Annotated in this window: 27 protein-coding genes; 16 read left to right on the top strand and 11 right to left on the bottom strand. The window is 71.8% G+C overall.

From position 1 onward, the window contains the following. The first annotated feature begins 6 nt into the window (after positions 1–6). The 4 genes from hpt (at position 7) to AB0F18_RS15885 (ending at position 3,902) form a co-directional block, all read left to right on the top strand. Positions 7–567 carry a hypoxanthine phosphoribosyltransferase gene (hpt, locus tag AB0F18_RS15900; protein ID WP_267034220.1) on the top strand — a complete coding sequence of 187 codons (561 nt, stop codon included), beginning with the start codon at positions 7–9 and terminating at the stop codon, positions 565–567. A 194-nt stretch (positions 568–761) separates the two neighbouring features. Then, the gene (gene ftsH / locus AB0F18_RS15895) at positions 762–2,795 is read left to right on the top strand and encodes an ATP-dependent zinc metalloprotease FtsH (protein ID WP_362060180.1); all 2,034 of its coding nucleotides are present in this window, start codon (positions 762–764) and stop codon (positions 2,793–2,795) included. A 107-nt stretch (positions 2,796–2,902) separates the two neighbouring features. Then, on the top strand, positions 2,903–3,511 hold the full coding sequence (gene folE / locus AB0F18_RS15890; protein WP_362060177.1) for a GTP cyclohydrolase I FolE: 609 nt from the start codon (positions 2,903–2,905) through the stop codon (positions 3,509–3,511). Positions 3,512–3,515: 4 nt separating this feature from the next. After that, on the top strand, positions 3,516–3,902 hold the full coding sequence (locus AB0F18_RS15885) for a hypothetical protein (RefSeq protein WP_362060174.1): 387 nt from the start codon (positions 3,516–3,518) through the stop codon (positions 3,900–3,902). 10 nt (positions 3,903–3,912) lie between these two features. Here AB0F18_RS15885 and AB0F18_RS15880 read toward each other — a convergent pair whose 3' ends face one another. The 6 genes from AB0F18_RS15880 to AB0F18_RS15855 all read right to left on the bottom strand — a co-directional run bounded on the left by AB0F18_RS15880 (position 3,913) and on the right by AB0F18_RS15855 (position 8,872). After that, on the bottom strand, positions 3,913–4,398 hold the full coding sequence (locus AB0F18_RS15880) for a DUF3180 domain-containing protein (protein WP_362060171.1): 486 nt from the start codon (positions 4,396–4,398) through the stop codon (positions 3,913–3,915). A gap of 46 nt (positions 4,399–4,444) precedes the next feature. Next, the gene (gene folK, locus AB0F18_RS15875; RefSeq protein WP_362060168.1) at positions 4,445–5,053 is read right to left on the bottom strand and encodes a 2-amino-4-hydroxy-6-hydroxymethyldihydropteridine diphosphokinase; all 609 of its coding nucleotides are present in this window, start codon (positions 5,051–5,053) and stop codon (positions 4,445–4,447) included. Continuing rightward, the gene (gene folB / locus AB0F18_RS15870) at positions 5,050–5,409 is read right to left on the bottom strand and encodes a dihydroneopterin aldolase (protein ID WP_042809414.1); all 360 of its coding nucleotides are present in this window, start codon (positions 5,407–5,409) and stop codon (positions 5,050–5,052) included. Before folB ends, folK begins: the two co-directional genes overlap by 4 nt. A 129-nt stretch (positions 5,410–5,538) precedes the next feature. Beyond that, a complete protein-coding gene (locus AB0F18_RS15865; RefSeq protein ID WP_362060165.1) occupies positions 5,539–5,982 on the bottom strand; it encodes a nuclear transport factor 2 family protein in 444 nt (147 codons plus the stop codon). A gap of 55 nt (positions 5,983–6,037) precedes the next feature. Then, a complete protein-coding gene (gene folP / locus AB0F18_RS15860) occupies positions 6,038–6,901 on the bottom strand; it encodes a dihydropteroate synthase (RefSeq protein WP_362060162.1) in 864 nt (287 codons plus the stop codon). A 123-nt stretch (positions 6,902–7,024) separates the two neighbouring features. Next, entirely contained in the window at positions 7,025–8,872 is a 1,848-nt protein-coding gene (locus AB0F18_RS15855; protein WP_362060159.1) for a phosphatidylglycerol lysyltransferase domain-containing protein, read from the bottom strand. 152 nt (positions 8,873–9,024) lie between these two features. Here AB0F18_RS15855 and AB0F18_RS15850 point away from each other — a divergent pair, with 152 nt between their 5' ends. After that, positions 9,025–10,134: an alpha/beta hydrolase-fold protein gene (locus tag AB0F18_RS15850; RefSeq protein WP_362060156.1), complete on the top strand. Its 1,110-nt coding sequence runs from the start codon at positions 9,025–9,027 to the stop codon at positions 10,132–10,134. Positions 10,135–10,200: 66 nt separating this feature from the next. On the opposite strand, the gene AB0F18_RS15845 is transcribed toward AB0F18_RS15850, so the two are convergent. Then, entirely contained in the window at positions 10,201–11,166 is a 966-nt protein-coding gene (locus AB0F18_RS15845; RefSeq protein WP_362060154.1) for an ATP-binding cassette domain-containing protein, read from the bottom strand. Between the two features lie 164 nt (positions 11,167–11,330). Between AB0F18_RS15845 and AB0F18_RS15840 the strand changes: the two genes are divergently transcribed. From AB0F18_RS15840 to AB0F18_RS15825, 4 genes are all read left to right on the top strand, one after another. Continuing rightward, complete coding sequence (locus AB0F18_RS15840; RefSeq protein WP_362060246.1) at positions 11,331–12,023, top strand: ABC transporter permease; 693 nt, start codon at positions 11,331–11,333, stop codon at positions 12,021–12,023. A gap of 3 nt (positions 12,024–12,026) precedes the next feature. Further along, complete coding sequence (locus tag AB0F18_RS15835) at positions 12,027–12,701, top strand: ABC transporter permease (protein WP_362060151.1); 675 nt, start codon at positions 12,027–12,029, stop codon at positions 12,699–12,701. A gap of 78 nt (positions 12,702–12,779) precedes the next feature. Next, positions 12,780–13,769, top strand: coding sequence for an ABC transporter substrate-binding protein (locus tag AB0F18_RS15830; RefSeq protein WP_362060148.1), 990 nt, complete (start codon positions 12,780–12,782; stop codon positions 13,767–13,769). 98 nt (positions 13,770–13,867) lie between these two features. Next, positions 13,868–14,875, top strand: coding sequence for a hypothetical protein (locus tag AB0F18_RS15825; protein ID WP_362060145.1), 1,008 nt, complete (start codon positions 13,868–13,870; stop codon positions 14,873–14,875). Positions 14,876–14,896: 21 nt separating this feature from the next. Here AB0F18_RS15825 and AB0F18_RS15820 read toward each other — a convergent pair whose 3' ends face one another. Continuing rightward, on the bottom strand, positions 14,897–15,520 hold the full coding sequence (locus AB0F18_RS15820) for a TetR/AcrR family transcriptional regulator (protein ID WP_362060142.1): 624 nt from the start codon (positions 15,518–15,520) through the stop codon (positions 14,897–14,899). A gap of 118 nt (positions 15,521–15,638) precedes the next feature. On the opposite strand from AB0F18_RS15820, the gene AB0F18_RS15815 reads away from it, so the two are divergent. Further along, positions 15,639–16,520 (top strand): NAD(P)-binding domain-containing protein, encoded by an 882-nt coding sequence (locus tag AB0F18_RS15815; RefSeq protein ID WP_362060139.1) that lies wholly within the window; start codon positions 15,639–15,641, stop codon positions 16,518–16,520. 22 nt (positions 16,521–16,542) lie between these two features. Here AB0F18_RS15815 and AB0F18_RS15810 read toward each other — a convergent pair whose 3' ends face one another. From AB0F18_RS15810 to AB0F18_RS15800, 3 genes are all read right to left on the bottom strand, one after another. Next, complete coding sequence (locus AB0F18_RS15810; protein WP_344169714.1) at positions 16,543–16,755, bottom strand: hypothetical protein; 213 nt, start codon at positions 16,753–16,755, stop codon at positions 16,543–16,545. A gap of 60 nt (positions 16,756–16,815) precedes the next feature. Then, positions 16,816–17,706, bottom strand: coding sequence for an arylamine N-acetyltransferase (locus AB0F18_RS15805; RefSeq protein WP_362060136.1), 891 nt, complete (start codon positions 17,704–17,706; stop codon positions 16,816–16,818). Between the two features lie 62 nt (positions 17,707–17,768). Then, positions 17,769–18,911: an NADH-quinone oxidoreductase subunit D gene (locus AB0F18_RS15800; RefSeq protein ID WP_362060133.1), complete on the bottom strand. Its 1,143-nt coding sequence runs from the start codon at positions 18,909–18,911 to the stop codon at positions 17,769–17,771. Positions 18,912–18,942: 31 nt separating this feature from the next. On the opposite strand from AB0F18_RS15800, the gene AB0F18_RS15795 reads away from it, so the two are divergent. From AB0F18_RS15795 to AB0F18_RS15770, 6 genes are all read left to right on the top strand, one after another. Continuing rightward, entirely contained in the window at positions 18,943–19,434 is a 492-nt protein-coding gene (locus tag AB0F18_RS15795) for a PH domain-containing protein (protein WP_362060130.1), read from the top strand. Next, on the top strand, positions 19,431–20,750 hold the full coding sequence (locus AB0F18_RS15790) for a PH domain-containing protein (protein WP_362060127.1): 1,320 nt from the start codon (positions 19,431–19,433) through the stop codon (positions 20,748–20,750). Before AB0F18_RS15795 ends, AB0F18_RS15790 begins: the two co-directional genes overlap by 4 nt. 1 nt (position 20,751) lies before the next feature. After that, positions 20,752–21,528, top strand: a complete 777-nt coding sequence (locus AB0F18_RS15785; protein ID WP_362060124.1) for a hypothetical protein — start codon at positions 20,752–20,754, stop codon at positions 21,526–21,528. A gap of 113 nt (positions 21,529–21,641) precedes the next feature. Further along, on the top strand, positions 21,642–21,974 hold the full coding sequence (locus AB0F18_RS15780; RefSeq protein WP_362060121.1) for a hypothetical protein: 333 nt from the start codon (positions 21,642–21,644) through the stop codon (positions 21,972–21,974). Between the two features lie 21 nt (positions 21,975–21,995). Then, positions 21,996–22,307 (top strand): pore-forming ESAT-6 family protein, encoded by a 312-nt coding sequence (locus AB0F18_RS15775; protein WP_362060118.1) that lies wholly within the window; start codon positions 21,996–21,998, stop codon positions 22,305–22,307. A gap of 45 nt (positions 22,308–22,352) precedes the next feature. Next, entirely contained in the window at positions 22,353–22,733 is a 381-nt protein-coding gene (locus AB0F18_RS15770) for a DUF6507 family protein (RefSeq protein WP_362060115.1), read from the top strand. The last annotated feature ends 88 nt before the right edge of the window (positions 22,734–22,821 follow it).

Here is a 22,821-nt window from a genome sequence, read left to right as displayed (position 1 = left end):
AAAGTGATGCGGGTGGACGAGAAGGACATGGGCAGCGACCTCCAGTCGGTGCTCATCACCAAGGAAGAGATCGACGCGAAGCTGGCCGAGCTGGCCGCGAAGATCGACGCGGAGTACGCGGGCAAGGACCTGCTCATCGTCGGTGTGCTCAAGGGCGCCGTGATGGTGATGGCGGACCTGGCGCGCGCCTTGTCCACCCCGCTCACCATGGACTGGATGGCGGTGTCCTCGTACGGCGCCGGAACCCAGTCCTCGGGCGTGGTGCGGATCCTCAAGGACCTGGACACCGACATCAAGGACAAGCACGTCCTGATCGTCGAGGACATCATCGACTCGGGCCTGACCCTGTCCTGGCTGCTGTCGAACCTGGGCTCCCGCCAGCCGGCCTCCCTCAAGGTCGTCACGCTGCTGCGCAAGCCCGAGGCCGCCAAGGTCGCCATCGACGTCGAGTGGGTCGGCTTCGACATCCCGAACGAGTTCGTCGTCGGCTACGGCCTCGACTACGCGGAGAAGTACCGCAACCTGCCGTTCGTCGGCACGCTCGCCCCGCACGTCTACGGCGGCTGAGACCCTGTAGTCACCGGTAGCGCCCCCGGGGGAACCTGGGGGCGTCGCCCGCCGTTGTGAGGAGAAGGCGGGTCTGTCAGCCGTCCCACGAGGCCGCGGGTGACAATACAGAGGTACATTCCGAAGAACAGTCTTTACTCACAGCAGCATTTACCTACGGGCAGGAGGGACGGGGTGCCTGGCACCCCGTATGGATGGACGTGAAGCGATACTTCCGTGGGCCGGTCATGTGGATCGTGCTGGCCGTCCTCGCCGTGGTCGTGTTGATGAACGTCGTCGGCTCCGGCGGCGGCTACAAGTCGGTGGAGACCAGCGAGGTCATCAAGGCGATCAACAGTGGCCAGGTGGAGAGCGCCAAGCTCACCACCGGCGACAGCCAGATGATCAAGATCGAGCTGAAGAAGGGCCAGAAGCTCCCCAACAACAGCGGGACCAAGTTCCAGGCCAACTACATCGGGGACCAGGGCGTCCAGCTCGCCCAGAACCTCCAGAACAAGTACGAAGCCGGTCAGATCCCGGACGGCTACTCCGTCACGCCGGACAAGACCAGCCCGTTCCTGAGCGTGCTGCTCTCGCTCCTGCCCTTCGTCCTCATCGTCCTGGTCTTCCTGTTCCTGATGAACCAGATGCAGGGCGGCGGCTCCCGGGTCATGAACTTCGGCAAGTCCAAGGCCAAGCTCATCACCAAGGACACGCCGAAGACGACGTTCGCCGACGTCGCGGGCTCGGACGAGGCCGTCGAGGAACTCCACGAGATCAAGGAGTTCCTCCAGGAGCCGGCGAAGTTCCAGGCCGTCGGCGCCAAGATCCCCAAGGGTGTGCTGCTCTACGGCCCGCCCGGAACCGGCAAGACCCTGCTCGCGCGTGCCGTCGCGGGCGAGGCCGGCGTCCCGTTCTACTCGATCTCCGGTTCCGACTTCGTCGAGATGTTCGTCGGCGTCGGCGCCTCGCGCGTCCGTGACCTGTTCGAGCAGGCCAAGGCGAACGCCCCGGCGATCGTCTTCGTCGACGAGATCGACGCCGTCGGCCGGCACCGCGGTGCGGGTCTCGGCGGCGGCCACGACGAGCGCGAGCAGACCCTCAACCAGCTGCTCGTCGAGATGGACGGGTTCGACGTGAAGGGCGGCGTCATCCTGATCGCCGCCACGAACCGCCCGGACATCCTCGACCCGGCGCTGCTGCGCCCGGGCCGCTTCGACCGCCAGATCGCGGTCGACCGCCCGGACATGCAGGGCCGTCTGGAGATCCTCAAGGTCCACCAGAAGGGCAAGCCGGTCGCCCCGGACGTCGACCTCTCGGCCGTCGCCCGCCGCACCCCCGGCTTCACCGGTGCCGATCTGTCCAACGTCCTGAACGAGGCCGCGCTGCTCACGGCCCGCTCGGACAGGAAGCTGATCGACAACCACATGCTGGACGAGGCGATCGACCGCGTCGTGGCGGGCCCGCAGAAGCGGACCCGGATCATGTCCGACAAGGAGAAGAAGATCACCGCGTACCACGAGGGCGGACACGCCCTGGTCGCGGCGGCCTCCCCGAACTCCGACCCGGTACACAAGATCACGATCCTGTCCCGCGGCCGGGCCCTGGGCTACACCATGGTCCTGCCCGACGAGGACAAGTACTCGACCACCCGCAACGAGATGCTCGACCAGCTCGCGTACATGCTGGGCGGCCGCGCGGCCGAGGAACTGGTCTTCCACGACCCGACCACGGGCGCCGCGAACGACATCGAGAAGGCCACGGCGACGGCCCGCGCGATGGTCACCCAGTACGGCATGACCGAGCGCCTCGGCGCGATCAAGTTCGGCGGCGACAACACCGAGCCGTTCCTGGGCCGCGAGATGTCGCACCCGCGGGACTACTCGGAAGAGGTCGCGGCGCTGGTCGACGAAGAGGTCAAGAAGCTCATCGAGACCGCGCACAACGAGGCCTGGGAGATCCTGGTCGAGAACCGGGACGTCCTGGACAACCTCGTCCTCGCCCTCCTGGAGAAGGAGACGCTGGGCAAGGAGGAGATCGCCGAGATCTTCTCCACGATCGTGAAGCGCCCGGCCCGCCCGGCGTGGACCGGTTCGGCCCGCCGTACCCCCTCCACCCGTCCGCCGGTGCTCTCTCCCAAGGAGCTCCAGCTGACGAACGCCGCCAACGGCACCTCGGCCTCGGCCCAGACGGCCGTGTCGGTGGAGAAGGCCCCGGAGTCCTCCCCGGAGGACCGCCCGGAGGCCTGATCAGGCCCGGAATGGATGCCGCGCCCCCCAGGTTCTAGCCTGGGGGGCGCGGCACGTTTGGCGGCACATTTCGTACGGGGCCGTCCGCACACAGGAACGAGGATGAGATGACCGACCCAGTGACCCTGACCGGTGACGAGGGCACGATCGGCGAGTTCGACGAGAAGCGCGCCGAGGCGGCCGTCCGCGAGCTCCTGATCGCGGTCGGCGAGGACCCGGACCGCGAAGGCCTCCTGGAGACCCCGGCACGCGTGGCGCGGGCGTACAGGGAGATATTCGCCGGTCTGTACCAGCGGCCCGAGGACGTCCTGACCACGACGTTCGACCTCGGCCACGACGAGATGGTCCTGGTGAAGGACATCGAGGTCATGTCGAGCTGTGAGCACCACCTGGTCCCGTTCCACGGCGTGGCCCACGTCGGCTACATCCCGTCCAGCGACGGCAAGATCACCGGCCTGTCGAAGCTGGCCCGCCTGGTCGACGTCTTCGCCCGCCGCCCCCAGGTCCAGGAGCGGCTGACCACACAGATCGCCGACTCCCTGATGGAGATCCTGGACCCGCGCGGCTGCATCGTGGTCATCGAGTGCGAGCACATGTGCATGACCATGCGCGGCGTCCGCAAGCCGGGCGCGAAGACCATCACCTCGGCGGTCCGCGGCCAGCTCCGCGACCCCGCGACCCGCAACGAGGCCATGAGCCTGATCATGGCGCGCTGACCCGGTGGCCGGGCCGCCGGCCGGGGAGCCCGGCTGGGAGCCGCTGAGCGAGGACGTCCGGCGGACGCTGGAGCTGCTGCTCGACGGCCCGTCCGACCTCCACCGGGGGCTGCGGGCGCAGATCCCGTACGCCGAGATGCGCGACAGCGGCTGCTCCTGCCCCTGCGTGTACCTGAGGGTGGCCACGGAGGCCCTGGAGGCCGCCCCGACGGGCCGGGGGCTCGGGCCGGTGGCCAGCGCCCCCCTGCTGGCCGCGGACGGCGGCTACGACGGCGAGGCGACGCTGTTCGCGTACGACGGTCTCCTGGAGGACCTCCAGTTCTGCGACTGGGAGTACCACGGGCCCGGGCCGCGCCCGCTCTGGGAGTGGCTGGGCCCCCGCTACCCCTGAGCCCCGGCGGTCAGGCCGCCGCGCGGGCCTTGGACGGGTCCTCGTCCTCCGGGAGCTTCAGGACGTGTTCCAGGAAGAGGGCGGCGGCGATCACCGCGGCGCCCGCCAGGACCGAGCCGCCCGCGTACCAGGTCTGGTCGCGGCGGGCCGGGACGTCCAGGGAGTCCGTCAGGAGGAACACGCCGACCCCGCCGTACATGCCGGAGACCAGGGCCGAGACCAGCGCGCTGGCCTGGCCGAAGACCACCGCGCGGGCCGCCATCAGCGGCTCCACGCCCTTGGCCCCCGGGCGGCGGTCCCGCTGGGCCTTCAGACGGGCCCGCAGCGACAGGGCCGTGGCGAACAGCACGACGGCGATCACCGCCAGCACGATCGGCGCGGCCAGCGGGACGCCCGGCAGGGTGCCGTAGGCGTTCCACAGGCGGGCGCCCGCCCAGGACAGCACCCCGGCGATCACGAAGATGCCCGCCAGGACCGCCGGCCTCAGTTGCTTCACTTTGCCCGTCCCCTGTTCAGTGACTGCTACCTGAACACGCTAACGGCTATTCCGGGAGACGGAGTTCCAGGTCGGGCCGTGCCGTGACCCCGCTCTGGCCGATCGCGGCCAGCAGGCCGGCGACCGGGCCGCGGCCGGGGAGCTGCGCGTCGGGGTCGATGTCGTGCCAGGGGGCCAGGACGAAGGCCCGCAGGTGCGCCCGGGGGTGCGGGAGGGTGAGGACGGGGTCGTCGGAGACCACGTCGGCGTACGCCACGATGTCCACGTCGATGGTGCGCGGCCCCCAGCGCTCCTCGCGGACCCGGTCGAAGGCCTCCTCGACGGCGTGCGCCCGCTCCAGCAGCGAGGACGGCGGCAGGGTGGTCTTCAGCGCGATGACCGCGTTGAGGTACGAGGGCTGCGAGCCGGGCACGACGCCCCACGGCTCGGTCTCGTAGACGGGGGAGACGGCCTTGACCCGCAGCCCGGGGGTGTCGCCGAGGGCGTCGATGGCGCCCTGGAGGGTCTCCAGGCGGTTGCCGAGGTTCGCGCCGAGCGCGATCACGGCCCATTTGGGGTTGGAGAGGGTGACGTCGGCCGCGTCGACCGCCTCGACGACGGAGGCGGGGACGGGCTGGACCGTGGGGTCGCTCTGGGCGTTCTGTCCGTTGTTCACACGCGGCTCCGGGTGATCGTGATGGTCACGTCGTCGAAGGGGACGGTGATCGGCGCGTCCGGCTTGTGGACGACGACCTCCACTTGTGCCACGGCCTCGTGCTTGAGGCACTGCTGGGCGATCCGCTCGGCGAGGGTCTCGATCAGGTCCACGGGCTCGCCCTGGACGACGTCGACGACCTCCTCGGCCACGACCCCGTAGTGCACGGTCTTGGCCAGGTCGTCCCCGGCCGCCGCCGGGCGGGTGTCCAGGTGCAGCACGAGGTCGACGATGAAGGTCTGGCCCTCTTCGCGCTCCCGGGGGAAGACGCCGTGGTGCCCGCGAGCCTTGAGGCCGCGCAGCGCGACACGATCCACGCGAATCACTCCTGTTTCGTAGGTGCTTCCGGTCCCGGGACTCCCGGGGCCCTGGGCCTACGCCGAGTGCGGTCGGCGTCGTCCACCTTCGAATTTACCTGCGATAAACCTTCGACCCCGCCCTTGGGGTCAGTCGGAGGTCTCTTCTTCCTCGTCATCGGAGTCCGTGAGGACCGGAGAACCGTGGTGGGACCACAGTCGCCACCCCTCCGGTGTGCGTCGGAACACATTCGTGGCGACCACCAGCTGGCCGACGAGCGGACCGAGCTCCCCGGCCTCCTCGGCGGGGCCCCCGCTGAGGATGTTCTCGGTGCAGGTGACCAGGGCGGTGTCGCCTATGAGGGCCACCTTGGTGTCGGTGAGGAAGAACTGGAGGTACTCGGTGTGCGACATGATCAGCGCGTACGAGCGCAGCACCTCGCCCCGCCCGGAGAGCACCGGCCACCCCGGGTGGACGCAGGAGATCTCGTCGTCGAGCCAGAGCGCCGACAGAGCGTCGAAGTCCCCCCGCTCCATGGCCTCGTAGAAGGCCGCGTTGACCTCTTCGACGGCTTCGATGTCGGTACGGCTCACCGTTCCCCTTCCCTGTGCGTCCGGTCGGTCCTGTCGGTCCGGTCGGTCCGGCGGGTCACAGAGCCCCTTCCACGGCGCGGGCCACCCGAACCGCGTCGGCGGTCGCCCGTACCTCGTGCACCCGTACGGCCCAGGCGCCCTGGTGGGCGGCGATGGCCGAGACGGCGGCCGTGGCGGCGTCCCGCTCCCGGGCGGGCGGCGGGGCGGCGTCGGCCGCGCCGGCCAGGACCCGGCCGAGGAAACGCTTCCGCGAGGCGGCGACCAGGACGGGGAAGCCGAGGGCGCGCAGCTCGGGGAGGCGGGCGACGAGGGCCAGGTCGTGCTCGGCGTTCTTGGCGAAGCCCAGGCCGGGGTCGACGACGATCCGCTCGGGGGCGATGCCGCCGGAGACGACGGCGTCGATGCGGGTGCGGAGCTCGGCGGTGACCTCGCCGAGGACGTCGTCGTAGACGGCGAGGCTGTTCATGGTGTCGCTGAAGCCGCGCCAGTGCATGACGACGAAGGGCACGTCGGTGGCGGCGACGGCGGGGATCATGCGGGGGTCGGCGAGGCCGCCGCTGACGTCGTTGACGAGGCGGGCGCCGGCGGCGACGGCCTGCTCGGCGACGCTCGCGCGCATGGTGTCGACGGAGACGGCGACGCCTTCGGAGGCGAGGCCGCGGACGACGGGGACGACGCGGCGGAGCTCCTCCTCGGCGTCGACGCGGGTGGCGCCGGGGCGGGTGGACTCGCCGCCGACGTCGACGAGGTCGGCGCCCTGGGCGACGAGGTCGAGGCCGCGTTTGACGGCGGCGGTGGTGTCGAACCAGCGGCCGCCGTCGGAGAAGGAGTCGGGGGTGACGTTGACGACGCCCATGACCGCGCAGCGGTCCCAGTCGGGGAGGCCGGCCACGTGGCCCCGGGGGGCGGTGGTGTTCATGGGGTCCAGGGTAGATCCCCGCCCCTGCCGCAGCGGTCCCCCGGGGAACGGCTGCCCCGCGCAGCGGAACGCCCCCGGGCCCGGGTGGGCTCGGGGGCGTTCGGGGTGGCGGCCCCGCAGGGGTCAGGCGGCCTGGACCTCGCGGTCCTGCTGCGCCGGGATCGGCGTCGCGGTGTGGGCGCACGGCCGGGCCTGCTTCGGGCGGCGGCGGCTCTCGAACAGGCGGGGGAGGGCCAGGGTGACGAAGCCCTCCGCCTGCATCACGGCGAAGCCGATGCGGGGCAGGTCGCGGTGGTGCCGGTAGACCATGAAGCGCGGCTCCCAGCGGGGGCGGAACTTCTCGTTGAACTTGTACAGCGACTCGATCTGGAACCAGCGCGAGAGGAAGACGAGCAGGCTGCGCCAGGCGCGCAGGACCGGCCCGGCGCCGATCTTCTCGCCGCGGGCGAGGGCCGCGCGGAACATCGCGAAGTTCAGGGAGACCTTCTCGACGCCCAGTTCGGGTGCCTGCTGCAGGGAAGCGACGATCAGCAGTTCGTTCATGCCCGGGTCGGCGGCGCGGTCGCGCCGCATCATCTCCAGCGACATGCCGTCCTTGCCCCACGGCACGAAGTGCTGGATGGCCTTCAGGTCGCCGAACGGGCTGCTGTCGCCCTCCTCCACGCGGTGCGCGGTGGCGATGATGCAGTCCCCGTCGCCCGGGTCGCCGATCCGGCCCAGGGCCATGGAGAAGCCGCGCTCGGTGTCGGTGCCGCGCCAGGCCTCGGCCGCGCCGCGCACCTGCGCGAGCTCGAACTCGTTCAGCTCGCTGACCCGGCGGACCTTGGTGGTGTAGCCGTTGCGCTCGATGCGCTTGACCATCTGGCGGACGTTGCGCATGGGGCGCCCGGCGAGGGAGAAGTCTTTGACGTCGACGATGGCCTCGTCGCCGAGCTCCAGCGCGTCCAGGCCCGTCTCGCGGGTCCAGACCTCGCCGCCGGTCTCGCTGCAGCCCACGACGGCCGGGGTCCAGGAGTGGGCCTTGGCCTCCTCCATGAACCGCTCGATGGCGCCGGGCCAGGCCTCGACGTCGCCGACGGGGTCGCCGGAGGCGAGCATCACGCCGGAGACCACCCGGTAGGTGACGGCGGCCTTGCCGCTGGGGGAGAAGACGACGGCCTTGTCGCGGCGGAGCGCGAAGTGGCCCAGCGAGTCGCGGCCGCCGTGCTTGGCGAGCAGTTCGCGCAGCTTCTGCTCGTCGTCCGCGGTGAGCTGCGCTGCCGGGTGTTCGGGGCGGAAGGCCAGGTAGATCGTGGTGACGGCGGTCAGCATGCCGAGGGCGCCCAGGGAGTAGCCGACGGTCCAGCTCACCCGCCCGGAGTAGTCGACGGGGCCCTCGAAGCCGAAGAGGCCGTAGACGACGTGGGTGATCTGCTCGTACAGGCTGGGGTGGCCGACGACCTTGTTCGGGTGGACGTTGACGATCACCAGGCCCAGGCCGATGGAGCCGGCGCTCATCAGCACGAAGTTCGCGAGCGCCTTCCAGCGGCTGCGCGGGTCCGGCAGGGCCTTGAATTCACCCTGATGGCGTACGAGCAGGGCGAGGAGCACCGCCGCGATGACCACGCCGATGACCGAGTGCCGGTAGGCGAACTGCGCGACGGCACCGGCCGGCAGCAGGACGACCGAGGCCCTCCAGGCACGCCGCTTGCGCCGCTTGAGCCCGTGCGCAAGCAACAGGATCAGGACGCCCGCGCTGATGGAGAGGGCCGCGGCGAAGGGGCCCAGGGAGCCGGGCAGCACCTCGGTGACCGCGTGGACCCGGCTGTGGCGGAATCGCGGGAAAACGCCCGCCGCGATGTCCAGAAGGCCGACGATCATGACGGCCGTACCTACGAGACCGGGCACCGACTCGGGCCTGGGTCCGCGGAAGATTCGCCGGACCTTACTCGGAACCTGTCCCGACTTATCGCCATCTATCCTGCTAGACATCGCTTCCCGTTGCTCCGCGAGAGATCATGTGGCCGAAGGCCGCGACAGCCTCCGGAGTGTGGTGCGTCCACTAGGACGACATCGAGGAGGAGCGGGTTCACTCTTCCGTCGGAAAAATCCAGTCCTGCCATCAGAAAGTCGACTGACTGCTCATGGGTCTCACCAGTAATGCCGTTCTGGTCCTGGCCATCATCGCGGGTGTAGCACTGTTCGCGGTGACGGTCTGGCTCTGGCCGAAGCTCTCGGGCCGCACCTGGCGGTCGGTCCTCGGCCGGGTCGGCCTCCTGCTCGCGACCCAGCTGGCGCTGTTCTCGGCAGTCGGTCTGGCCGCCAACAAGTCGTTCCTCTTCTACGGTTCCTGGGCCGACCTGTTCGGTCAGCAGACGTCCATCGGCAAGGTCGTCGACCACTCGATGAGCAGCAAGGACATCAAAGTCCTCGACAAGCAGAAGCTGGACGTCCCCGGTGGCGGCCAGCCCCAGGTCGGCGGCCAGATACTGAAGGTCGCCATCACGGGGCAGAAGTCGAAGATAACGAGTCCCGGCTACGTCTGGCTCCCGCCGGAGTACTTCCAGCCGCAGCACAAGGACAAGAACTTCCCCGCGTCCATCGTCCTGACGGGTTACCCGGGTACCGCGGAGAACCTGATCAAAGGGCTGAACTACCCCATGACGGCCTTCAAGCAGGCCAAGCAGGGGAAGATGAAGCCGATGATCCTGGTCATGCTGCGCCCGACGATCGCGCCGCCGCGCGACACCGAGTGCGTGGACATACCGGGCGGCCCGCAGACGGAGACCTTCTTCGCGCAGGACCTGCCGCAGGCCATCCAGGGCACGTTCCGGGTCGGCAAGAAGCCGCAGAACATGGGCTTCATCGGCAACTCCACGGGCGGCTACTGCGCCCTGAAGATCGCCGCGCACCACCCGCAGACCTTCGGCGCCGCCGCGGGTCTGTCCGCGTACTACAAGGCGGCGGACGACCCGACGACCGGTGACCTCTTCCACGGCGACGAGAAGCTGAAGAAGGCCTCCGACGTGCTGTGGAGCGTGGAGAACAAGAAGCCGTCCGGCACCTCGTTCCTCGTCACCACGAGCGAGAAGGGCGAGGACAACCTGAACGACACCAGGAAGTTCATCAAGCTGGTCAAGGGTCCGGACCGGGTCTCGTCGATCATCCTCGACAGCGGCGGCCACAACTTCAACACCTGGCGCCGCGAGATCCCGCCGATGCTGGTGTGGATGAGCAGCCGTATGCAGGCCTGAGCCTGAGCAGTACCGAGCCGTCCGTGCTCGCGCGTGGTCAGGGCCCGACGTCCGTCGGGCCCTTCGTCATGCCGCGGGCGGGTCGGCCCGCCGCAGGGCGCGGTGGACGCCCTCCGGGGTCAGTACGCCGACCAGCGCGCCGGAGTCCGGGTCCGTGACGCCGATCCGCCCCGCGTCCTCCTGGAGCAGGGCCGCCAGGGCCTCGCGCAGCGACGCCCCCAGCGCCACCGAGCCGGCCGGTGCCTCGCCCTCCTGCGCCTGCGTCAGATCGGCCTCCGCGACCGGGGTGACCGCGAGCCGCTTGAGCCCCCGGTCGGCGCCGACGAAGGAGGCCACGTAGTCGGTCGCCGGCGCGCCGAGGACCGCCGCCGGGCGGGCGAACTGCTCTATGGTGCCCGCCCCGTAGACCGCGATCCGGTCGCCCAGCCGGACGGCCTCCTCCAGGTCGTGCGTGACGAGCAGGATCGTCTTGCGGACCGTCCTCTGCAGGGTCAGGAACTCGTTCTGGAGCCGCTCGCGCACCACCGGGTCCACGGCGCCGAACGGCTCGTCCATCAGCAGCACCGGCGGGTCCGCCGCGAGCGCGCGGGCGACCCCGACGCGCTGGCGCTGCCCGCCCGACAGCTGTTCGGGGTAGCGGCTGCCGAACACGGCCGGGTCCAGGCCGACGAGTTCGAGCAGCTCGGCCGCCCGCGCGCGGGCCTTCGCCTTGGGGGTGCCGGTCAGCTGGGGCACGGTCGCCGTGTTCTCCAGCACCGTCTTGTGCGGGAACAGCCCGACCTGCTGGATGACGTACCCGATGCGGCGGCGCAGCTCGACCGGATCGGCGGCGGAGACGTCCTCGCCGTCCAGCAGGATCCGGCCCGAGGTGGGCTCGATGAGCCGGTTGACCATCTTCATCGTGGTCGTCTTGCCGCAGCCGGACGGGCCCACCAGCGTGACCAGCTCGCCCTCCGCCACCTCGAACGAGAGGTCCTCGACGGCCGTCGTTCCATCGGGGTAGCGCTTGGTCACATGCTCGAATCGGATCACCCCGCCATCCTCCCCCACCGGTGTGCTCGGACGGGCGAAGGCTTTGTGAGGGGAGTGTTGCACGTGTGCGAATGATTCCGGCCAATGCGGGCGGCGGGGGTTATGGTCGCACTGACCGGGTCTTTGGGTACGCGTGTGCGAGGAGAGAGAGGGGGGTGGCTGGTGTGGCGGTACGGAACTGCCTGGTGGCGAACGACTGGATCTGCTGGGACTACGTCAGCTCCCGCGCCCCCGAACTCGCCGACGCCACCCTCGAACACGTCTGGATCACGGCCCTCTCGGTGGCCATCGGCATAACCGTCGCCGTCCCGCTCGCGCTGCTGGCCCGCCGCGGCCGCCGCTGGGCGGCCCCCGTCCTCGGCCTGACCACCGTGCTCTACACGGTCCCCTCGCTCGCCATGTTCTCCCTGCTCCTGCCCTTCTTCGGGCTCTCGGCGGCGCTCGTGGTGACCGGCCTGGTGCTGTACTCGCTGACCATCCTGGTCCGCAACGTGCTGGCCGGCCTGGAGGCCGTCCCCGAGGAGGTGCGGGAGGCCGCGCGCGGTATGGGCTACGGCCCGGCCCGGCTGCTGTGGCAGGTCGAACTGCCGCTGGCGCTGCCCGCGCTGCTCGCCGGCGTCCGGATCGCGACCGTCTCCACCGTGGCGCTGACCACCGTCGGCTCCATCGTCGGCAAGGGCGGGCTGGGCAACCTGATCGCCCCCGCCGTCAACAGCTCCTTCAAGGCCCAGGTGCTCACCGCCTCCGTGCTGTGCGTGCTGCTCGCCCTCGCGGCCGACCTGCTGCTGCTCGGCCTCCAGCGGCTGCTGACCCCGTGGACCCGCGCCGGACGGCCCGCGCGGGCGAAGGGGGCCTGAGCCGTGGGAGTCCTGACGAAGGCCTGCGACTGGCTGGCGGACGGCGCCAACTGGTCCGGGGAGAGCGGTGTCTGGCACCGGCTCGCCGAGCACCTGCTGGTCAGCGGGATCGCCCTGGGCGTCGCCTGCGCGGTGGCCCTGCCGGTGGGGCTGTGGCTCGGGCACGTGGGCCGGGGCGGGGCGCTCGCGGTGAACGTCTCCAACGTGGGGCGGGCCGTACCGGTGTTCGCGGTGCTGGCCCTGTTCATGGTCTCGCCGCTGCGCAGCGCGGGCTACCTGCCGACCGTCGTCGCGCTGGTGCTGTTCGCCGTGCCGCCGCTGCTGACCAACGCGTACGTCGGCATGCGCGAGGTGGACCGGTCGGTGGTCGAGGCGGCCCGGGGCATGGGCATGTCCGGCGGGCAGCTGTTCTGGCGGGTGGAACTCCCGCTGGCGCGGGGGCTGGTGATGACCGGGCTGCGCTCGGGCGCCGTGCAGGTCATCGCCACCGCCACGATCGCCGCGATGGTCGGCCAGGGCGGGCTGGGCCGGATCATCACCGCCGGGTTCAACACGTACAACACCCCGCAGGTGGTGGCGGGCGCCCTGCTGGTCGCCCTGCTGGCCCTGCTGGTGGAGGGCGTCCTGGTGGCGGCGGACCGGCTGCTGCTGCGGCGCGGCCGACCGGCTCCGCGCTGACCGGCCTCCCCGTCGTATTCCTGCCTTTTCTTCCTTTCCTTCCATTTCTCCCGCATCCCCTGATCTCCAAGGAGCATGATGAGCAAGTCCACGCGCATCCTCGGCGCGACCCTGGGCGCGGTGGCCCTGACCGTTTCGCTCAGCGCGTGCGGGGGCGACAGCCTGGAGAAGGCCAAGGACGGTGGTTCCTCCTCGTCCTCCTCCTCGTCCGGGGGTGGCGCCAAGGGCCGGCTGGTGATCGGCGCGGCCGGGTTCACGGAGTCCAACGTGCTGGCCGAGCTGTACGCGCGGCTCCTCGGCGACGCGGGCTACGACACCTCCATCACCACGGTCAACAACCGCGAGTTGTACGAGCCTTCGCTGGAGAAGGGCGAGATCGACGTCGTCCCGGAGTACGCGGCCACCCTCGCGGAGTTCCTCAACGCCAAGGTGAACGGCCCGAGCGCGCCGAAGGAGAAGCCGGTCGCGTCCAGCGACGCCGCGGCGACGGCGGCGGCCCTGGAGAAGCTCGCGGCGCCGCTGGGGCTGAAGGTGCTTCCGGCGGGCGCGGCGGTCGACCAGAACGCCTTCGCCGTGAGCCGGGAATTCGCCCAGAAGAACAGCCTCAAGACGCTTTCCGATCTCGGAAGGTCCGGCCAGAAGGTGAAGATCGCGGCGGGCGACGAATGTGCCGTCCGCCCCTTCTGCGCCCCGGGGTTGGAGAAGACGTACGGAATCCAGGTTTCCGGTATCGACCCCAAGGGCGTGGGCACCCCGCAGGCCAAGCAGGCCGTCAAGGACGGGGTGGACCAGCTGGTGCTGACCACCACCACCGACGCCACCCTCGACGGCTTCGGTCTGGTCCTGCTGGAGGACGACAAGAAGCTCCAGAACGCCGACAACGTCCTGCCGGTCGTCAACGCCAAGGACGCCGGGGCGCCGGAGATCGCGGCCGCGCTCGACCGGCTGACGAAGGTGCTCACCACCGCCGACCTCGTCGAACTGAACCGCAAGGTGGACGCGGAGCGGGCGAAGCCGGCGGACGTCGCGAAGGCCTATCTGGAGTCCAAGGGTCTTCTGAAGAAGTAACGGTTACACGTTTGATGGCCACATGTGGGGTAACCGCGCGGGAAGAGATTGCCGAGCGGGTACCCCACGCGGGGTCCACGCCCTGTAAATTTCAGGCCATGCCCCGTGGACGTCACCGCAATCCCGAGCCCCTGCACCGACTTCTCACGCCGACGGCCGTCGGCGGGGTTTCCGTCGCCAGCGCCGGCGCGGCCTGGCTCCTCGCGGAACCCCTCGCGCTGCGTCTGCTCGTGGCCCTCACGGCGGCCGCGGGCGTCGGCGGCGCCGTCCTGATGCGCTCCTGGGACCGGGCGGCCGGCCGCCGGGTGGCGGAGCTGGCCCGCGAGCGGGTCAAGGACGAGTGGAAGACGGACGAGCGGATAGCCGAGCTCGAATCCGACCTCGAAGAGGCCCGCGTCCTGCGCGCCAAGCTGGACGCGAAGCTGCGCGCCAAGCGGGTCGAACTCGCCGGCCTGCGCGGGGAACACGCGGCGCTGCTGCGCCGGTACGCCACGGCCGAGACCGAGCGGGCCAGTGCGCTGGAGAAGCGGCGGCTGCTGGCGATCGAGGCCGCGGGGGCGCCCGGGTCGGGCGCGCCGAAGGAGCTTCCGGCGGTGTCGGAGGAGCGGACCGGCAGCGGGGCGCCGACGGCGGTCGGGTACGCACGGGCCAACGCGGCGATGGCCGCGCTGCTGAAGAAGGCGGAGGCGGCGGCCGCCGCTCCGGCCGGTCCCGCCGCTCCCGCCGCGCCGAAGGAACTGGCCCCGGCGGCGCACGGCCGTACGCCGGCGACGGTTCCGGCGCGGCGCCAGGCGGCGCCGGTGGCCCCGTACGCGGCCCAGCGGCGGTCCGCCTCGCGCGTCGAGGGGGGCTTCGACTTCTTCGGCACCAAGAACACCGCGCAGGCGCGTGCGGCGATCGAGTCCGTGCAGAACGAGGACCTGGCGGACGTGGTCGGGGCGGAGGCGCTGGCCGCGCACAAGGCGGAGTCCGTGCAGGACGAGGCCGGAGCGGAGTTCAAGCCGGCGACGGAGGAGCAGCGGGCGGTGGGCCAGGTGATCGACCTGACGGCCCACGACGAGACCGAGCCGATCGACGTGGTCCGCCTCCGCACGGCCATCTCCTAGCCCGGCCGCGTCCGCGTCCCGTCAGACGGTGTAGGACGCCACCAGGCGGGACAGGTGGCGGCCCACCAGGAGGAGCGGGGTGCGGGACCGGGTGACCTGGGAGGTCATCTCGGCGCCCTCCAGGGCGGCGATCACCGTCACCGCCAGGTCGCGGGAGTCCTCCTCGCCGATGCCGGAGGCCCGCAGCTTCGCCGCCACCAGCTCCTGCCAGTGTCCGAAGGACCGCGCGCAGGCCTCCTGGAGCTCGGGCAGCCGACCCACCGACTCCAGGGCCGTGGCCGTCGCCGGGCAGCCGTCGCGCCAGTCCGAGGCCGCGAGGGCGTCCGCCAGCACCCCGGCGGCCGCCTCGATCGCCCGTGCCGCGTCCGGGTCGGAGTCCAGTGCCGCGCCGAGCATCGCGGCGAACTCCGTGTCCCCGTAGCCGATCGCGGCGACCGCGAGCTCCTGCTTGCCGCCGGGGAAGAAGTGGTAGAGCGAGCCCAGCGTGGCCTGCGCCTCGCGGACGAGCTGCTTGACCGGGGTGCTCTCGTAGCCGCCGTGCTGCATGAGGCGGGAGGCGGTGCTCACCAGCCTCTCGCGCGTGCCCGGCTCCGCCTGCTTCTTCTGCTTCGCCGCCGCTGTAGCCGCTGTCCCTGTCGCTGCCATGCGGGGAAGTCTATCCCCGATATTGGATAGAGCGCTCGTTCTAGTCCCGTGCTACGGTCGCCCCGGGCGCTGGATAGAGCGTGCGTTCTAGACCGATCCTCGTGGGGAGAACTCCGTCATGAACCAGGTTTCGATCATCGGTCTCGGTCCCATGGGCCGGGCCATGGCCTCCGCCTACCTCGACGCCGGTTATGCCGTCACCGTCTGGAACCGCAGCCCCGGCAAGGACGAAGACCTGCTGGCCCGCGGGGCCCGGCGGGCCGCCGGCGCCGCCGAGGCCGTCGCCGCGAGCCCGCTGAGCGTCGTCAGCCTCATCGACGTGGACGCCGTGTACACCGCCCTCGGCGACGCCGACCTCGACGGCCGCGTCCTGGCCAACCTCTCCTCGGACGTCCCCGAGAAGGCGCGGGCGGCCTCCGACTGGGCGCGGGAGCGCGGGGCGGCGTACCTCACCGGCGGGGTCAACGTGCCGCCGACCGGCATCGGGCAGGAGGGCGCCTCGATCTTCGTCAGCGGCCCCCGGGAGGTGTACGAGGAGCAGCGCGCCGCGCTCGACGTCCTCGCCGCCACCGACTACCGGGGCGCCGACCCCGGCCACGCGCAGCTGTACTACCAGCTCAACATGATCATGTTCTGGACCGCGTACACCGGCTGGTACCAGGCGCTCGCCGTCGCCCGCGCCAACGGCCTGACGGCGGCCGACGTCCTCCCGTACGCCGGCTACACCGCCGACAGCATGCGCGGCTTCTACGAGGGCTCCGCGCCGCTCGTCGACGCCGACGACCACGACGGCACCCACGCCCGCCTCGCGATGTGCGCGGCGAGCCTGGAGCACGTCCTGCACACGGCTGCCGACTCCGGCGTGGACACCGCGATCCTCGCCGCCCACGCCGAGCTGTACCGGCGCGGGGTCGACGAGGGCTTCGGCGCCGACGGCACCGTCCGCCTGCTGGGGCTGCTGGGCGCGCCGAAGGCGGTGGTGCCGGGGGCGTCGGCCTAGGCCGACGCGCCGGGGCGCCGCGTCAGAACAGCGGGAGCTGGCCCGGGTGGGGGCCCAGGGTGAAGCCGTCCAGGGTCGGGGCGGAGGCGCCGAGCACCACGCGGGCCCGGGAGCCGGGGCAGGACACCAGGCCGGCCCGGCGCCCGGCCGGCGGGTCGTGGCGGGCGATCCGGCCTGCCGTCACCGCGCAGTCGCGGCCGCAGGAGGGGCAGGCCCGTCGGGGCGAAGCGGACATGCCCCAAGTCTGCCCTGCCACACCGACACCCACCCCGCCGGCCCGGCCCCGCCGGTCCCGTCAGCCCGCGGCCCCCGCCCCGGCCCCCGCCTTCGCCGCGCGCCACGCCTCGTGGGCCCGGGTCACCGCGGCCCACAGGGCCGCCCGGTCCCCGGTGTCCAGGTCGTCCAGCGGCCGGTCGAAGACCTCCGTGACGGCCCCGTAGAACTCCTCGGCGGTGGTGAGCTCCCGTGCCGTGCGCGTGCCGTCCACAGCGGTGTGGATGAGCATGCGGCCGTGCAGCCGGTCGATGCCCCGCCCGCTGCGCCGCAGCATGACGAACGACTGGCGGAACGGGGAGTCCTCGTCGGTGGACAGCCGCCGGTGCGTGGGTTCGAAGTCGGCCATGGCCGCCGGTGCCGAGCGGAAGTTCATGCGCGGCGTCGGCACGCCCTCCCGGTGCAGGCTCCAGCCCGCCCCCTCGCTCCCGCCCTCGTCCCAGGTCACCGTGGTCGGCTCCAGCCGGTACGCGAAGCCCTGCTCGTACGCGCCGGCCCGCAGCGGCAGCGGCTCGTAGGGGCCGTCGCCCATGCCGACGTCGACGAAGTGGACCTGCCCGTCGACCCGTACGGTCAGGGCGAGGTGGTCGCCGCCCGCGTCCCGGGACTCCGGGTCGGCGTGCATCCCGCCGAGGTGGCGCGTCACCTCGTACCCCAGCGCCTCCAGCAGCGCGGCGAAGGCCCCGTTGAGGTGGAAGCAGTACCCGCCGCGCCCGGCGGCGATCCCGCGTACGGACAGCGCGGGGTCGATGCCCGGGGGCCGGCCCAGCTGGATCCCGGTGTTCTCGAACGGGACGCGCTCGACGTGGGCGCGTGCCAGCGCGTACAGCCCCTCGGTGGAGGGCGCCCCGGGGTCGGGGATGCCGAGCCTGCGCAGATAGGGGGCGACGTCGTCGCGGGTGGGAGTGGTCATGCCGGAGACCCTAGGGCGGTCCCGGCCCCGTCCGGCCGGGGCGGTGGCCCGACTGTCAGGTCCTACTTGTCGATGTCGCCGACGACGAAGAAGAGGGAGCCCAGGATCGCCACCATGTCCGCGACCAGCTGGCCGGGCAGCAGGACGGCCAGGGCCTGGATGTTGTTGAAGGAGGCGCTGCGCAGCTTCAGCCGGTACGGGGTCTTCTCGCCCTTGGAGACGAGGTAGTAGCCGTTGATGCCGAGCGGGTTCTCCGTCCAGGCGTACGTGCTCCCCTCCGGAGCCTTCAGCACCTTCGGCAGCCGCTGGTTGACCGGCCCCGGCGGCAGCTCCGCCATCCGGTCCAGGCAGGCCACCGCCAGGTCGAGGGCGTTGTGCGTCTGGTCGAGGAGCACCTCGAAGCGGGCCAGGCAGTCGCCTTCGGTGCGGGTGACCACCTTCAGGACGTCCTGGAGCTCCCCGTACGCCAGGTACGGCTCGTCGCGGCGCAGGTCGAAGTCGACGCCGGAGGCGCGGGCGATCGGCCCGGAGACCCCGTACGCGTGCACCGCCTCGGCGGACAGGACGCCGACGCCGCGGGTGCGGCCGCGGAAGATCTCGTTGCCGTGGACCAGCTTGTCGTACACGTCCATGCGGGTGCGGACGTCGGCGATCGCGGCGCGCGCCCGGCCGAGCCAGCCGGCCGGGAGGTCCTCCTTGAGGCCGCCGACCCGGTTGAACATGTAGTGCATGCGGCCGCCGGAGATCTCCTCCATGACGGCCTGGAGCTCCTCGCGCTCGCGGAACGCGTGGAAGATCGGGGTGATTCCACCCAGTTCGAGGGGGTACGACCCGAGGAACATCAGATGGTTCAGGACCCGGTTCAGCTCGGCGAGGAGCGTCCGCATCCACACCGCCCGCTCGGGGACCTCCATGCCGAGCATCCGCTCGACGGCCATGACCACGCCGAGCTCGTTGGAGAAGGCGGACAGCCAGTCGTGGCGGTTGGCGAGCATGATGATCTGGCGGTAGTCACGGGCCTCGAACAGCTTCTCGGCGCCGCGGTGCATGTAGCCGACCACGGGCTCCGCGCTGGCGATCCGCTCGCCGTCCAGGACGAGCCGCAGGCGCAGCACGCCGTGGGTGGAAGGGTGCTGCGGTCCGATGTTGAGCACCATGTCGGTGCTCTCCGCCGCGCCGCCGATGCCGACCGTGGTCTCCGTCATGGGCGCATTGTCGCAGTCCTAGGGTGGGGGCATGGAAACGGGGACGACGGGTGAGACGGACCGACCCGAATGGGTCGGACTGCCGGGCGGGCTCCTGTCCCTCCGGCGGCTGCTGCTGGTGCTGTGGACGGCCCTCCTCACGGTGGCGACGGCGCTCCCGCTGGGTCTGTTCGCCGGCGCGGGGTGGGCGGCGCTCGGGGCGGTCTGGCTGCTGCCGCTGGGGTGGGGGTGGGTGCTGCTCGGGCGGAACTGGCGCTCCTGGCGGTACGCGGAGCGGGCGGACGACCTGCTGATCAGCCGGGGGGTGCTGTGGCGGGAGGAGACGGTGGTCCCGTACGGGCGGATGCAGCTGGTGGAGGTGACCTCGGGCCCGCTGGAGCGCCGCTTCGGGCTGGCCTCCGTACAGCTGCACACGGCCGCGGCGGCCACGGACGCCAAGATCCCGGGCCTGGCCCCGGCCGAGGCGCAGCGGCTCCGCGACCGGCTGACGGAGCTCGGCGAGGCCCGATCGGCCGGCCTGTGACGGGCCCCGCCGCGCCCCCGGAGGAAGGCGGCGAGCGGCGGCTGCACGTGCTGACCCCGCTGCGGCGGGCCTGGGTGCCGATCGCCGCCACCGCGGGCGTCGTCGCCCAGCAGGGGGAGCGGGCCCAGGAGTGGGCGCTGGCCCTGCCCGTGTGGCTGCGCCTGCTGACGCTGGGCGGAGCCGTCCTCGTCTTCGGCACGTACGGCTTCCTCAGCTGGTGGTTCACCCACTACGCCGTCACCGCCACCGAGCTGCGCATCCGCACCGGCCTGGTCTTCCGCCGCACCGCCCACATCCGCCTCGACCGCATCCAGGCCATCGACGTCACCCGCCCCCTGCTGGCCCGCGTGGCCGGGGTGGCCGCGCTGCGGCTCGACGTCGTCGGCACCGAGGAGAAGGACGAGCTGGCCTTCCTCGCCGAACGGGACGCGGTCGCGCTGCGCGCCGAGCTGCTGGCCCGAGCCGCCGGCTTCGCCCCCGCCGAGGCCACCGCGCTCGGCGAGGCCCCCGAGCGGGAGCTGCTGCGCGTGCCGGTACGGGACCTGGTGGTCTCCCTGCTGCTCAGCCTCGACGTGTGGGCCGCCCTGGCCGCGGGGCTCGGCGGCCCGGTGCTCGTGTGGGCGCTCAGCTCCAACCCCTGGGCGGCCCTGGCCGCCCTGCTGCCGCTGCTGGGCGCGGCCTGGAAGGGCACCGCGGCCCGCTTCCTCACCGGGTACGACTGGCGGGTCGCCGAGTCCCCCGACGGGCTGCGCCTGGACCACGGGCTGCTCGACCGGGCCCACGAGACCGTCCCGCCGGGGCGCGTGCAGACCGTACGGATCGTGGAGCCGCTGCTGTGGCGGCGGCGCGGCTGGGTCCGGGTGGAGCTGGCCGTGGCCGGCTCGAAGAACGGGGTCCTGGTCCCGGTCGCCACCCGGGCCGCCGCCCACGCCCTGACCGCCCGCGTCCTGCCGGGCGCGGACCCGCGGGCCCTGGCCTTCGTCCCGGCCCCGCGCGGGGGCTCGCGGTGGGTGGTGCCGGTGTGGTGGAAGGGGTACGGGCTGGCCGTCTCGGAGGAGCTCTTCGCGGCCCGGCGCGGGCGCCTGTGCCGGCGTACCGAGATCGTTCCCCATGCGAAGGTGCAGAGCGTGCGCCGTACGCAGGGCCCCTGGGAACGCGTCTGCGGGGTGGCCGATCTGCACGTGGACACCGGAGCGGGCAACACCGTCACCGCCCGGCTCCGCGGGTCCGACGAGGCCGCCGCGCTGCTCCGCGCCCAGGCGGTCCGCTCCCGCACCTCCCGGGCCGCGGCCCGCCCCGACCGGTGGATGACCTGACGTGACGACGCCCTACGAGGAACTCCTCGGCACCGGCTTCGACGGCACCCCTGCCGACGACCCCTACGACGTGATCTACGACGGCCACGACGAACCCGGCAGGGCCCTGGAGCGCGTCCCGGGCCTGACCGCCCTCCTCGGGGACCCCGGGGCGGACGACGCCGAGCGGATGCTGGCCCTCGTCGCCCTGGTGTCCTGGGCCGAGCCGGCCGGCTACCGGGCCGTCGTCCGGGCGGCCGCCGACCCCCGCGCCACCCCCTGGTACGGCTGCTCCACCGACCGCTGGTTCTCGGCGGACCGCAGCTACGGCCTCTTCGCCGAAGCCGCCGCAGACAGCCGCGAGTTGGCCGAGCAGAAGGGCACCACGGAGCTCCGGACCGAGACCTTCCGCGCCCTGATCGGGCTCGCCGACCGCGAGGGATTCGACGACCGGCTGGGCGACCTCCTGGAGGCGGACGTCGTACGGGCCTGCCTGCCGGAGATCCGCGAGGTCATCGCCCGCGGCATCGCCGCGGTCGCCGCCGGGGACCGCTTCCACTTCGACGTGGAGACCCAACTCGCCGACCTGGCGTGCGCGGTGACCCGGGTCGACGGGGACCTCGCCGTGGACCTGCTCCTGGAGCTGCTCGGCAACAGCCCCTCGGGGCGCACCCTCCGGCACGCCGCCGGCGCCGTCGGCCGGCTCCGGGGACCGGCCCGGGAGGCGCTGGCGGCGCGCCTGCGGGAGACCGGGAACGCGTACGTGCGCGAGGTCCTGGAGGGGCTGGAACCGGCCTAGGGTGATTTTCGGACAGAGGTTCTGGCCAAGTGAAACCGTGTTTGTGTTCGCAACGTCCCTTCGGTAGACAGGTATGCACGCAAGTGATGGCACAACACGTCAGGGGTGGGTGAATGAAGTTCGACATGGGCAGCACGACGCTGTCCGAGCTGGGCAAGGCCACGAGTGGCTCCAGCGACGACCTCGGCACGCTGATCAAGCTGCTGATCGCGGCCGCCGACCCGCTGGAAGGCAAGTTCAACGGCGTCGGCCGGTCCGCCTTCGACTCGTTCAAGCGGCGCTCGGACGCCATCACCGCCGAGCTGAACGGCTCGCTGCGCGCCATCCTCGGCGGCCAGTCCGGGATGGACACCGCGTTCACCACCGGTGACCACGAGCAGGGTGACAACGCCCACCAGAACATGGGCTCCGCGAACTTCGACGCCGCCCGCTTCGGCGCGCGCTGAGAACCGGGGGATTGAGAAGACATGGCACAGAACCAGGACCGCACCTCGTACGACGTCGGCGCCTCCGTGGAGGTCCAGGGCGGCCTCGGCACGATCATCGGCCAGCTGGAGCGGGTGCTCGGCGAGCGTGAGACGGCCGTGAAGGCGGCGATGGCCGAGTTCAAGGCCGACGGCGTCTCGGACGAGTACCACGGCAAGGAACTCCGCTGGCACAAGGCGGCCAACGAGGTGCGCGACATCATCCGCCTCGTGCGCAACACGCTGCAGCAGAACGACGCCACCGCGCAGGCGACGCTCGCGAAGGCCAAGGCGGCGGTCGACAACATCGGCTGACGCCGGCCGGAGCGGAAGCAGGGACACGGGACACGGGGGTAGGTCATGGGCTGGGACATCAAGCCATCGGGCGTGCAGGGCGTCGTCAACAAGACGATCACCGCCGCCGAGGGCTTCCAGAAGGCGGGTACGTCGCTCCAGAAGGAGCTTCCGGAGGCGGCCAAGCACGCCGGCACCGTCACGCCGGGCGGCGGCACCGGAGGTGAGGGCGGCGGAATGGGCCCGATCGCCGGGGCGCTGGGTGAGCTCATGGCCTCCCACCAGCACCGGCTGGGCTACATCTCGGCGCGTACGGAGGCCTCGCTCAACGGGGCCATCAAGGCGACGACGGCGTACGTCCAGGGCAACATCGAACAGGCCGAGAACGCCCAGCGCGAGGCGTTGAAGGAGCCGAAGGTCGATCTTCCGGGGGCGGAGAAGAAGTGACCGACCACGTACCGATCAATCCGTGCACGATTCCGCAGTTCACGGGTGACCTGGACGCGCTGGAGAAGAACAAGACCGCGATCACCAC

Source organism: Streptomyces sp. NPDC029216 (assembly GCF_040648015.1).
In the GTDB taxonomy this organism is placed as follows: Bacteria; Actinomycetota; Actinomycetes; order Streptomycetales; family Streptomycetaceae; genus Streptomyces.
Note: the sequence above shows the minus strand (reverse complement) of the source record. Positions and strands in the feature narration are given on the sequence as shown.

Excerpts from the sequence above, each read along its gene's own strand:
- hpt (WP_267034220.1), top strand. The coding sequence starts at position 7 with ATGCGGGTGGACGAGAAGGACATGGGCAGCGACCTCCAGTCGGTGCTC.
- AB0F18_RS15850 (WP_362060156.1), top strand. The coding sequence starts at position 9,025 with ATGGGTCTCACCAGTAATGCCGTTCTGGTCCTGGCCATCATCGCGGGT.
- AB0F18_RS15795 (WP_362060130.1), top strand. The coding sequence starts at position 18,943 with ATGGAAACGGGGACGACGGGTGAGACGGACCGACCCGAATGGGTCGGA.
- AB0F18_RS15825 (WP_362060145.1), top strand. The coding sequence starts at position 13,868 with ATGCCCCGTGGACGTCACCGCAATCCCGAGCCCCTGCACCGACTTCTC.
- folP (WP_362060162.1), bottom strand. The coding sequence starts at position 6,901 with ATGAACACCACCGCCCCCCGGGGCCACGTGGCCGGCCTCCCCGACTGG.
- AB0F18_RS15810 (WP_344169714.1), bottom strand. The coding sequence starts at position 16,755 with ATGTCCGCTTCGCCCCGACGGGCCTGCCCCTCCTGCGGCCGCGACTGC.
- AB0F18_RS15805 (WP_362060136.1), bottom strand. The coding sequence starts at position 17,706 with ATGACCACTCCCACCCGCGACGACGTCGCCCCCTATCTGCGCAGGCTC.
- AB0F18_RS15775 (WP_362060118.1), top strand. The coding sequence starts at position 21,996 with ATGGCACAGAACCAGGACCGCACCTCGTACGACGTCGGCGCCTCCGTG.
- AB0F18_RS15855 (WP_362060159.1), bottom strand. The coding sequence starts at position 8,872 with ATGTCTAGCAGGATAGATGGCGATAAGTCGGGACAGGTTCCGAGTAAG.
- AB0F18_RS15770 (WP_362060115.1), top strand. The coding sequence starts at position 22,353 with ATGGGCTGGGACATCAAGCCATCGGGCGTGCAGGGCGTCGTCAACAAG.
- AB0F18_RS15815 (WP_362060139.1), top strand. The coding sequence starts at position 15,639 with ATGAACCAGGTTTCGATCATCGGTCTCGGTCCCATGGGCCGGGCCATG.
- AB0F18_RS15820 (WP_362060142.1), bottom strand. The coding sequence starts at position 15,520 with ATGGCAGCGACAGGGACAGCGGCTACAGCGGCGGCGAAGCAGAAGAAG.
- AB0F18_RS15800 (WP_362060133.1), bottom strand. The coding sequence starts at position 18,911 with ATGACGGAGACCACGGTCGGCATCGGCGGCGCGGCGGAGAGCACCGAC.
- AB0F18_RS15830 (WP_362060148.1), top strand. The coding sequence starts at position 12,780 with ATGAGCAAGTCCACGCGCATCCTCGGCGCGACCCTGGGCGCGGTGGCC.
- folE (WP_362060177.1), top strand. The coding sequence starts at position 2,903 with ATGACCGACCCAGTGACCCTGACCGGTGACGAGGGCACGATCGGCGAG.
- ftsH (WP_362060180.1), top strand. The coding sequence starts at position 762 with ATGGACGTGAAGCGATACTTCCGTGGGCCGGTCATGTGGATCGTGCTG.
- AB0F18_RS15780 (WP_362060121.1), top strand. The coding sequence starts at position 21,642 with ATGAAGTTCGACATGGGCAGCACGACGCTGTCCGAGCTGGGCAAGGCC.